This is a genomic window from Luteibacter sp., assembly GCF_051958795.1.
GTDB lineage: Bacteria > Pseudomonadota > Gammaproteobacteria > Xanthomonadales > Rhodanobacteraceae > Luteibacter.
This window is the reverse complement of sequence record NZ_JBQCFT010000136.1, coordinates 1-10647: the sequence shown is the minus strand read 5'-3', so window position 1 is coordinate 10647 and position 10647 is coordinate 1. Positions and strand designations below refer to the sequence as shown.

At 67.0% G+C, this 10647-nt stretch carries 7 protein-coding genes; 2 read left to right on the top strand and 5 right to left on the bottom strand.

Features of this window, described 5'->3' with window-relative positions:
• The 5 genes from ACTHLF_RS07635 to ACTHLF_RS07615 form a co-directional block, all read right to left on the bottom strand.
• Window positions 1–2948 (bottom strand): TonB-dependent receptor (locus tag ACTHLF_RS07635; protein WP_440326274.1); only part of this gene is annotated, 2948 nt, incomplete at its 3' end.
• Between the two features lie 98 nt (window positions 2949–3046).
• Window positions 3047–3802 carry a DeoR/GlpR family DNA-binding transcription regulator gene (locus tag ACTHLF_RS07630; protein WP_440326272.1) on the bottom strand — a complete coding sequence of 252 codons (756 nt, stop codon included), beginning with the start codon at window positions 3800–3802 and terminating at the stop codon, window positions 3047–3049.
• Complete coding sequence (locus tag ACTHLF_RS07625) at window positions 3792–5447, bottom strand: ABC transporter permease subunit (RefSeq protein WP_440326270.1); 1656 nt, start codon at window positions 5445–5447, stop codon at window positions 3792–3794. The genes ACTHLF_RS07630 and ACTHLF_RS07625 overlap by 11 nt, the downstream gene beginning before the upstream one ends.
• The gene (locus ACTHLF_RS07620; RefSeq protein WP_440326268.1) at window positions 5444–6445 is read right to left on the bottom strand and encodes an ABC transporter ATP-binding protein; all 1002 of its coding nucleotides are present in this window, start codon (window positions 6443–6445) and stop codon (window positions 5444–5446) included. Before ACTHLF_RS07620 ends, ACTHLF_RS07625 begins: the two co-directional genes overlap by 4 nt.
• A 28-nt stretch (window positions 6446–6473) precedes the next feature.
• Window positions 6474–7475, bottom strand: a complete 1002-nt coding sequence (locus ACTHLF_RS07615; protein WP_440326266.1) for an ABC transporter substrate-binding protein — start codon at window positions 7473–7475, stop codon at window positions 6474–6476.
• Window positions 7476–7651: 176 nt separating this feature from the next.
• On the opposite strand from ACTHLF_RS07615, the gene hisN reads away from it, so the two are divergent.
• Both hisN and ACTHLF_RS07605 read left to right on the top strand, forming a co-directional pair.
• Window positions 7652–8449, top strand: coding sequence for a histidinol-phosphatase (hisN, locus tag ACTHLF_RS07610; protein ID WP_440326264.1), 798 nt, complete (start codon window positions 7652–7654; stop codon window positions 8447–8449).
• 4 nt (window positions 8450–8453) lie between these two features.
• Complete coding sequence (locus ACTHLF_RS07605) at window positions 8454–10574, top strand: phosphocholine-specific phospholipase C (RefSeq protein WP_440326262.1); 2121 nt, start codon at window positions 8454–8456, stop codon at window positions 10572–10574.
• Window positions 10575–10647: the final 73 nt, after the last annotated feature.

The following is a 10647-nucleotide window of genomic DNA, read 5'->3' as shown; positions in this document are numbered from 1 at the left end:
TAGCCATCGTTCACCGAGTTCGTGCTGCCGGAGACCGGGTTGGTCCGCTGCGAGCGCTGCTGGTTGAGGATGTTGAACACCGACACGGTGAAGGCCAGCTTCTTGTCGGCCCAGAGCGGACGATACTCGGTGCTCACGTCGACCAGCTCTTCCCACGGTTCGCGGCCCTTGGCGCCATAGGCCGACGGTACGCCGAAGCAGAAGTGGTAGTAGCTGCCGTAGCCCGACGGATCACCTTCGTTCGCGCCATAGCGGCCCAGGCACGACTTCGGCAGGCCCGACTGGATCAGGATGTTGGCCGAGACCAGCCATTCCGGTGCGATCTGGTAGGAGCCGTAGATCTTCAGCTGGTGCTTGCGGTCGTTGCCCAGGTCGCCATTCGCGTAGTTCATCAGCGTGGCGTAATCCCAGTCACGTGAAGCGGCGACCGAGCCCTGGCCGACGTCCGAACGCACCTGGCCTTCGGTGTTGCCGTAGCTGTGCGACCACAGGTAATCGATCTTGCCCGACCACACGCCATCGAACGGCTGCGACAGGTACAGGTCGAGGCCGTAGTAGTTGCGCTTGAGGTGCGGGAAGCCGAAGTCGGCGTTGGTCACGGTGACGTCGGTGTAACCGCCGTTCGCGTTCACCAGCGAATACACGTTTGCGCGGCCCGGGTTCGAGAGGTAGCAGCTGCCGACGGTCACCGCGTCGATATCCGCACCCTGGGCGATCGCTGCACGGCTGATCGCGCCGTTATCGCAGACGTCGTCCAGCGCGTTACGCAGCTTGCGCACCGTCGCCTTGGCACCCGCGACCCAGTCGGCATTGATCTGCTTGTCCGCGCCCAGGATGAACTCGTCCTGGTACTCCGACTTGATGTTCTTCGAGCTGACGGTCTTGGGATCGGGCGGCTGGCCGTATTCGCCGTTCGGGGAAACGGCGCCACCGGTGGCCGACTGGATGAACGTCACGCCGGTCGGCAGGCCGCTGGCATCGATGCCCGTATAGGTGAAGTACTGGTTGGTGGCCAGCGAACCGGCGGAGGTGCGCAGTGCCACGGAGGCGGGCATGGCGAGGAAGTAGCGGCCCGCGTTGCCGTACACCTTCATGGTGGAATCGCCGTTCACGTCCCAGCTGAAGCCCAGGCGCGGCGCCCACTGCGGCTTGGTCAGCTTGAGGTACGGCTGGCCGGCGGGGTTGTAGTTGGTGAACTGGTCGTTGCGGATGCCGAGCGAGAGCATCAGGCGGTCGGTAACCTGCCAGTCATCCATGATGTATTGCGCGCGCTGCTTCACGCGCACCGAGGCGAGCGTGTTGTAGTGGCGGTAGTAGCCGAAGTAGCCGGTCTGGCCGCCCGGGTAATCGCCCGGCTTGCCCACGAACGGGCTGTCGCTGATGTTGAGGTTCGGGTCCTGCTTCGCGTACCACAGCTCGTAGCCAACGCCACCGATCGTGGTGCCGTCATCGATATCGTGCGAATCCTGGTTGTCGATACCCGCGGTGATCGAGTGGGTGCCGATCTTGTAGTTCAGGTCGACGCGCAGGTTGCGGTTGGTCGACTCGTGGTCCGGGTTGTCCACGGTATCCAGGGTCTGGCCGTTGGTGATCGGCGTCCCGCCGTTCAGTGCCGGGTTCTGGCCGCTGACGTTGCCGATGAACGGGCCCACGATGCCGGTATCCGGCGGCTCGTTGTAGTACGTGAGCTTCGACTTGCCGTACAGGGCCGTGAGCGTCAGGTCGTCGGTGATGTAGCTCGTGTACTTCGCCACGTAGACCATGGCCTTGGTCTTGTACGTCGAGTCTTCGCTCGCGTAGTCGCCGACGGTGTTGGTGTCGTAGTCGTAGTTGTACTTGTTGCCGTTGGAACGGTGGGTCTGGTTGACGCCGGTCAGTTCGAGGATGTTGTTGTCATTGATGTTCCAGTCGATCTTGCCGTACCACTTCGGATCCTTGTACGTGTACTTGGTGTCGTACGCGTGGTTCACGTCACCGACGCTGTTGCCCTGGCTGCGCTCGATTTCCACCGCGGCGAAGGCGTAGAGCTTGTCCTTGATCAGCGGGCCACCGGCGTAGGCGCTGATCGTCGAGGTCCACTCGTGGTTACGGTCGTTGCGCTGGTTGATCGTGCCCGGGGGCGCCGGGTTGTCGTGGCCGTACGTGATGTTGCGGGCGCTGGCGCGCGCGAAGTCCGGCTCCCACAGCACCTGCGCACCGAAGTGCCATTCGTTGGTGCCACGCTTGCCGACCTGGCTGATCACGCCGCCATCCGAACGGCCGTACATCGCCGAGTAGCCGCCGCTCAGGATTTCCTGCTGGTCGATCGCACCGTAGGGCAGGGTCACGCCACCGAAGCCGCTGAGCGGATCGGTCGTGTTCATGCCGTTGATGTAGTAAGCGTTCTCGGTCACCGACGAGCCGGCGAAGCTCACCGTGCTGCCACCGAAGGCGCCCTTGAAGCCGGTGTAGCCCGGCGATGCGCCCGGGGCGAGCAGGGCGACCGCTTCGGCGGAGCGCTGCAGCGGCAGGCGGGCCAGGTCTGCCGAGGTAATGACGGTGCTCGAGGCGACGGTCGCGACGTCGATCTTCGGCAGCGCGCTGGCCGAGACGGTCACGGCGCTGAGGTCCTGCGCGTTGGACGACGAGGCGGCCGTGAACGAGACATCGGTGGCCGCGCCGACGCGCAGGGTGACGTTGTCGCGCGAATCGACAGGCTGGCCGTTGGCACGGAGGGTGACCTTGTAGGTCGCCAGCGGCAGGGACTCGGCGGTGTAGCGGCCGCGTTCGTCGACGGCAACCTCGCGGGTGAGGCCGTTGCTGCCTTCGATCAGGATGGTTTCACCGGCGGTAGCGGGCGCGGTGCCGGTGATACGGCCTGTGGTGGCCTGGCCATAGGCGAGGCCGCTGAACGTCGCGGCGACCGCTGCGCACAGCAAGGTACGGCGTAGTGCGGGGAGGGAACTCATGGGGATGCTCCGGAAAGGCTGGGTCTGTGACAGTGAGGTTTCAATCGATTGAAATAACAGGCGTGAAGCGGCCTTCCTGGCGCGATCTTGTGAATGGATCAGGCGAGCGCGACCTCGCGCACCGCCTTGCGGACGGCGGCGAACGCGCGGGATTTCTCGGATTTGCGGTCGGTGACGAGCACGTCGATGCGCTCGGGTTCGCACCAGCTGGCGCGGCTGCGGACACCGACCTTTGAATGGTCGGCGGCCAGGATCACGCGGCGTGCGTTGGCGCACATCGCACGCGCGACTTCCACTTCCTCCAGTTCGAAGCTGCTGGCGCCCGCGTTCGCATCCACGCCCACCGGCGAGAGGATGGCGAGGTGGGCCTGGTAGCGGTGGATCTCCGCCACGGTGGTCGCGCCGTTCGTGCAGCCGATCTGGGCGTCGAAACGACCGCCCAGCAGGTGCACGGTGTTGCCGTCGCGCGCGGCGAAGCGCGAGGCCACGTCCACGGCGTTGGTGATGATGGTGAGGCCGCTGCGCGTGGCGAGGGCCTCCGCCACCACGTTCATGGTGCTGCCCGCATCCATGAAGATCGTCTGGCCGCTCTCGACCAGGGTGGCCACGACTTTCGCGATGGCGCGCTTCTCGCGCACCCGCGTGGCGTGGCGTACATCGATCGGCGGCTCATCGGATGTGAGCACCGCGCCACCATGCACGCGGCGGATCTCGCCACGCTCCGCCAGCTCGACCAGGTCGCGGCGGATGGTCTCGCGCGAGACACCAAGCTCGGTGACGATCCGCTCCACGGAAACCTGGCCGCTGGTGCGGAGCAGGTCACGGATGCGGGTGTGTCGTTCTTCATGCCACATGGCGTCGTTCCTTGAGTGTGTGCAAGAGCAGGCGCATGGCGCCGAGGGCGAGGGCACCCGCCACCACGACGCACATGGCGTACGCGGCGGCCTGGGCCAGGAAGCCGTTTTCATCCAGGCGCATCACGCTGACCGAGGCGAGGCCCACGTCGGCGGTCACGAGGAAGATGACGCCGGACAGCGTCACCATCGAACGCATGAACAGGTAGAAAAACGTGGAGATCGCGGCGGGCGCGGTGAACGGGAGCACCGCATCGCGCAGTACCTCGCGCGTGCCGCCACCGAATGCCGCCACGGCGTCCTCCAGCGCATCGGGCACCTGGCGCATGCCGGTCTGCATCGTGAGGAACGCCTGCGCGTGGTAGTGGTACAGGCTGCACGCGGCGATGATGATCAGGCTGCCGTGTAGCCAGCCCGACAGGGGGCCATGGTTGAACGCCATGACATAGCCCAGGCCGACGACCATGCCCGGGACAGCGGCAGGCAGCGAAGCAATGAACTGAAGCGGACGCGCGAGCGCCGGCGGTGCCTTGCGCAGGCCCGCGCACAAGGCGAAGACCAGCACGCACCCCGCAACCGCCGCGATGAACGACATGGCCAGTGAGGTCCAGACCGGAGCGAAGCCTTCGCTAATGCGGGTGTAGTTCGCCAGCGTGAGCGACTGCTGGTACGGCCACAGTTTCACGAAGGACACATAAGCCACGGTGGCGACGACCGCGACGGTCGGCAGCAGTGCGACGAGCGAGACAATGGCGAGGAAACCATCGCGGCCGGCATGCCGCGCCGGCGTGAGCGCACGTCCGGGTGCACCGTCACCACTGTCCTGCCGGCGCTTCGCCAGGCGGCCCAGCCACACCGAGAGCAGCGCCGGGAGCAGCAGTACCATGCCGAGCGTCGCGCCCATGGCGAAGTCGAGCTGGCCGACCACCTCGCTGTAGATCTCCATCGCGAGGACGCGGTAATTGCCACCGACGATCACGGCGCTGCCGAAGTCGGTCAGCGTTTCGGTGAAGACGAGGAAGGCAGCCGCGAGGAGAGCGAAGCGCAGCCGTGGCAGCGTGATATCGATGAACTGGCGCCACGGCGTGGCGCCCATGGATGCGGCCGCGTCGTAGTGGCGCGCTGGGGTGCGCGCGAGCGCGGCGGAGACGATCAGAACGACCTGGGGCAGGCCATACAACGTATTGGCGATGACCAGGCCCGGGAAACCGTAGATATCGGTCGGCAGGCCGGTGAGCCGGTGCACGAGGCCGTTCCGGCCGAGCAACAGCACCAGGCCAAGGCCGAGGACCAGTGACGGCGCGAGCATCGGCAGAAGCAGCGTCGCGCGGATCAGCGCCTTGCCCGGCAGGCGCGAGCGGTGCAACGCCATCGCGATACCCAGGCCGAACGCTACCGTGGCCAGCGTCGTCACCAGGCCGGTTTCCACGCTATGCAGGGCGGCGCGCGGGAGGCCCGGGTCATCGAGCAGGCGAGCGTAGTTGGCGAGGGTGAACGCGCCGCCAGCGTCGGTCACGCTGCGCCAGGCCACGCTGAGCAGCGGATACAGGAAGAATACGAGCAGGCCGGCGCACGGCACCGCCAGCAGCAGCCAGGCCAGGTGGCTCGTGCGTGCGGGCGTGTGGGGGACTGCGACGGCGTTCACGTGCACACCCACGCGCCGCGGATCGCATCGACGGCCACGGCTTCACCCGGGGTGAGCGTGTTGCGCCCGTGCAGTTCAGCGACAAGGCGCTGACCACGCCAGGCAAGGCCGGCGCGTGCGAGGTTGCCGAGGTAGGTGACATCGGAAACGACGGCGTCGCCACGCGGGTCGGCTTCCAGCACGATGTCTTCCGGCCGCAGGCACAGCTCCCAGGTGGCATCCGCGCCCGGCGGGCGCCGTTCGAGGAAGCCCGGCATCACCTCGCGCACGAAGGCGGTGGGCAACAGGTTGGCGTGCCCGATGAAGTCGGCGACGAAGCGCGACGATGGGCGTTCGTAAAGGTCACGCGGCGAACCGATCTGCTCGATCCGGCCGGCTTTCATGCAGACGATGGTGTCGGCCAGGGCCAGGGCTTCGTCCTGGTCGTGGGTGACCATGATCGTCGGGATGCCGAGCGAGCGCTGCAGCGAACGGATCTCGCCGCGCAGCTGTGCGCGGATGGCCGGGTCGAGCGCGGAGAGCGGTTCATCGAGCAGCAGCAGTGCCGGCTCCGCAGCAAGCGCGCGAGCCAGCGCGACGCGTTGCTGCTGGCCGCCTGAGAGCTCATCGGGGAAGCGGCCGCCGAAGCCACCCAGGCCCACCTTCGCCAGCAGCTCGGTGCTGCGCGTGGCGATGGTGCTGGCCGGGATCCCGCGCAGCCGCATGGGATAGCCGACGTTGGCGGCGGCGGTCAGGTCGGGGAAAAGCGAGTACGACTGGAACACGATGCCCATGCCGCGTTCGCGCGCGGGCACATGGGTAATGTCCTTGCCTGCCAGTTCGACCCGGCCCGCATCGGGCTCGGTCAGGCCCGCCACGATGCGCAGGAGCGTGGTCTTGCCGCAGCCGCTGGGGCCGAGCAGGCAGACGAAATCGCTCGCGCCCGCGCTGAACGACACGCGGTCGAGGACCGTGTGGCCGCCCCAGGCCTTGCTGATTTCTTCGAGGCGCAGATGCATGAAACGAAACTCCCCCGCAGCCGGCGCGTCAGCGCGTCAGTTGCTTGAAACGTGCGATGAGTGCCGCGCGCTCGCGCGCCGCGGCGTCGAAATCCCGCGCGGGCAGGGTGGCGACCACATCGGCCGGCAGCCCCGCGCGTTGTTGTTCTTCCGTCGGCTTGCTTCCCGGTGCCGCGACGTTTTCCTTGTAGCCGCGGTAAAGCGCAGCGGCGGCGGGCGAGGCGGTCCAGTCGAGGAAACGCTGCGCATCGCGCGCGTTTGTCGCGGCCTTCATAAGCCCGGAGCCTTCCAGCTCGTAACCGGTGCCATCGCTGGGCAGCACCATCGTCACCGGGTAGCCCTGGCGGATCGACTGCATGGCGGAAAACGCGAAGGACACGCCGATGGGGAACTCGCCGATCCGCGCGAGCTTGCATGGCGCGGAGCCAGAAAGGGTCACCTGGCCGAGGTTGGCGGCGATATCGGTCACGAGGCGCATGCCGTCCGTATCGCGCCCTGCGTCGCTGAGCGACGAGAGCACCATGTAACCCGTACCCGAGGACGCGGGGTCCGGCATGGCGATCTGCCCGCGGTAGGCCGGTGACGTGAGGTCGTGCCACGTGCGCGGCATCGGCAGCCCGTGCTCGGCCAGCGCTTCACGGTTCACGCAGAGGGCCGCCATGTAACCGGTCGGAGCGAACCAGCGGCCATCCCTGCCGCGGAAGCGGGCGGGCAAAGCGTCTATGGCGGGGCTGTGCACCGGTTGCAGGAGTGCCGCGATGCGCGGATCCAGCAGGTCGGTGGCGGCCATGCCCCAGACCACGTCGTTGCGTGGTTCCGAGGATTCCGCGAGCAGGCGGGCCGCCAGGTCGCCGCTGGACAGGCGGAGCACGTGGATGTCCACGTCGGGCAGGGCCTTCTTCGCGCCATCCAGGTACGTAGCGATCTCGTCGCTTTCCAGCGCCGAATAGACCGTCAGCGTGCCGGCCCGTGCGGACACGCACACGGCAAGCAAAGCGGCGACGCTGGCGATGTAGCGGCTTGGACGCATGCAGGGCCCCAGGGGTTCATCTCGCGACCATCGGGGTGGAAAAGATCACCCACCCTTGTGGCGTTTTGGGTATATTTGCAAACATGTGGACTCGACGTCCACAGGAAAATTTCCGTTTTCGTCATTAACCTGAAACGTGCGAAAGCTAGACCGCGCATGTCTTTTTGGAGTCTCGAGTGACCGTCCATGCACCGCTGTCCGCCGCCGAGCGGGCCGAGTTCGAAGCGTTTGCCACGGGCATCGCCAACAATGCACGCGCTTTGTCTCTGCCGCGTTTCCGTCGCCCCGTCGATGTGACGCTCAAACGCGACATGAGCCCGGTCACCGCGGTGGATCGCGGCGTGGAGGCGATGCTGCGCGAGCGGATCGAACAGGCGTGGCCGGAACACGGCCTGCTCGGCGAGGAATACGGCCCTAGCCGGGTCGACGCGGAGTTCGTCTGGTCGATCGACCCGATCGACGGCACGCGCAGCTTCATCTCGGGCTGGCCGCTGTGGGGCACGCTCATCGCGTTGCTGCGCGGCGGATCACCGGTGCTGGGTGTCCTCGACATGCCGGTGCTGGATGAGCGCTGGGTGGGTCATGTCGGGGTCGGCACGACGATGAACGGCGTGCCTTGCCACACGAGCGGCTGCCAGTCGCTGGCCGATGCGACGCTCTACACGACCACCCCCGACATGTTCACCGCGGAAGAATGGGCCAGCTTCGATCGCACCAGCCGCGCGGCGCATGCGCGCCGCTTCGGTGGCGATTGCTACGGTTACGGCATGCTGGCCTCGGGCCACATCGATGCCGTGATCGAATCCAACCTCATGCCGTATGACTATCTCGCGATCGCGCCAGTGGTCGAGGCGGCGGGCGGCGTCATGACCGACTGGGAAGGCCGCGCGCTCGGCCTGCAGAGCGGCGGGCGCGTGGTCGCCGCGGCAACGCCCGAGCTGCACGCCGCGCTCATCGCTTCGCTGAAAGGATAGGCTGATGTTCTCCAGCGACCGCCGCCGGTTCCTGCAGGGCGCTGCCGCCACGGCCGCCGCGTCGCTGATCGCTCAGGGCGTCCCCGCCAGCATCGCGCGCGCCATGGCGACGCCACCCGACCGGCGTACCGGCACGATCAACGACATCGGCCACGTCGTGATCCTGATGCAGGAGAACCGTTCGTTCGATCACTACTTCGGCTGCCTGCGTGGCGTGCGCGGCTTCAACGATCCGCGCGTGCTTGAACTGGGCAACGGCGATCCCGTGTGGAAGCAGCCGACGACGGCGACGCATACGAAGTTCTGGAAATCGCGCGGTATCGGTGCGGATGTCGGCTGGGTCTATCCGTTCCACCTGGATACGCGCGCAAGCGGTGACCACCATGAGGGCACCGACCATGGCTGGAGCACGGGCCATGGTGCGTGGAACCTCGGCCGCAACGATCGCTGGATCGAACAGAAGCAGGATGTGCTCACCATGGCCTACCTGCGCCGGGAGGACGCGGCATTCCACTACGCGCTGGCCGATGCGTTCACCGTATGCGACGCGTACCACGCATCGGCACTGGCCGACACGGCCATCAACCGCATTTACCTCTGGAGTGGCACGTCGGATCCGGCCGGGCGCCTGGGAGTGAAGGGCAATGGTCCCGGCACTGAGGAGCGCGCGAGCACCAACGGCTACACCTGGACCACGTATCCGGAACGCCTGGAGAAGGCGGGCATCAGCTGGCGCGTTTACCAGGGTGGCACCGGCGAGCCCGGGTCGCCGACCGACAACTACACGGATAACTCGCTCGAGTTCTTCGCGGCCTACCAGGTGCAGGAAGGCGCGGACCCGCACAGTGCGCTGGTCCGCAACGGTGTCTCCACGCATACGCTGCGCGACTTGCGCAACGATGTCGTGCATGACCGGTTGCCGCAGGTCACCTGGATCGTCGCGCCGTACAAGTACAGCGAGCACCCGACGTCCTCTCCCGCTGATGGCGCGTTCTATATCCGCGCCGTGCTCGATGCGCTGACGGCGAACGCGAAGGTGTGGAGTCGTACCGTGCTGTTCCTCAACTATGACGAGAACGACGGCTTCTTCGACCACGTCGTGCCCCCGGCACCGCCGCTGGCGAATGGCGAGGGTGGGGTGGTTTCCACGACGCTTGCCGACGGGTTGCGCGATGAGATCATGGATCTCGATGCCCACCCGCGGATTTCGAGTCCCATTGTTCCCGGCAGCGATCCGAAGGGGCTGCAGGTCGTCGGACTCGGCAACCGCGTGCCGATGATCGTGGTCTCGCCGTGGACCCGCGGCGGCTGGGTATGCAGCGAGACCTTCGATCACACGTCGGTACTGCGCTTCCTCGAGAAGCGCTTCGGTGTCGAGGAGCCCAACATCAGCAGCTGGCGTCGCGCCGTGTGTGGTGACCTCACCAGCTGCTTCGATTTCGCGGGCGCGCACGATGGGAAAGTGCCGGCGATCGCCGTCCCGAAAGGCTCGACCGGGAAGGCACCCATCGCGGTCCCCGCCGAGCAGGTCATGCCGGTACAGGAACCAGGCCAGCGCCCCGCGCGGCCGCTCGGCTACGCATGGTCCGTACAGCACCGGCTGGCGGACGGGCGCAGCCACATTGCTTTCAGCAATACCGGCTCGCTCGGCGCGGCGTTCCTCGTATACGACGGCCTGGACCGCGACGCGCCGCCGCGACGCTATGCCGCCGCGGCGGGCGATACGATTGAAGACGGCTGGCCGCTTGCCGCGCGTGGCGATGCGTACGATCGCCGCATCCACGGCCCCAACGGCTATTACGCCGCCTTGCGCGGTGCCGCCGACGATACCCTCGAGGTTATCGTGCGCGGCGTCCCCGGCGAACGGCGTATCGAAGTTGTCGTGGCGAATACGGGCGGTACCCGCACGGGGTGTCGCGTGGGTAATGCGTACGCGGGCGACGAACCACGCCACCTCAACATCGATGCGGGCGCCACCGAAACCGTCGCTCTCGACCTCAACGGAAGCGGCGGCTGGTACGACGTGACCGTCACGACGCCGGAAGCACCGCGCTACCTGCGACGCTACGCAGGCCACCACGAGGACGGCAAGCCCGCGACCAGCGATCCCGGCCCACGCGGCTGACGATTCGGCCTCCGTTTGTGGGAGCGCGCTTGCGCGCGATGGGCCAGGCCGCAACCTGGCATTGCGCGCAAGC

Coding starts and splice junctions, on each gene's coding strand:
- ACTHLF_RS07605 (WP_440326262.1), top strand. CDS start 8,454: ATGTTCTCCAGCGACCGCCGCCGGTTCCTGCAGGGCGCTGCCGCCACG.
- ACTHLF_RS07620 (WP_440326268.1), bottom strand. CDS start 6,445: ATGCATCTGCGCCTCGAAGAAATCAGCAAGGCCTGGGGCGGCCACACG.
- ACTHLF_RS07630 (WP_440326272.1), bottom strand. CDS start 3,802: ATGTGGCATGAAGAACGACACACCCGCATCCGTGACCTGCTCCGCACC.
- ACTHLF_RS07615 (WP_440326266.1), bottom strand. CDS start 7,475: ATGCGTCCAAGCCGCTACATCGCCAGCGTCGCCGCTTTGCTTGCCGTG.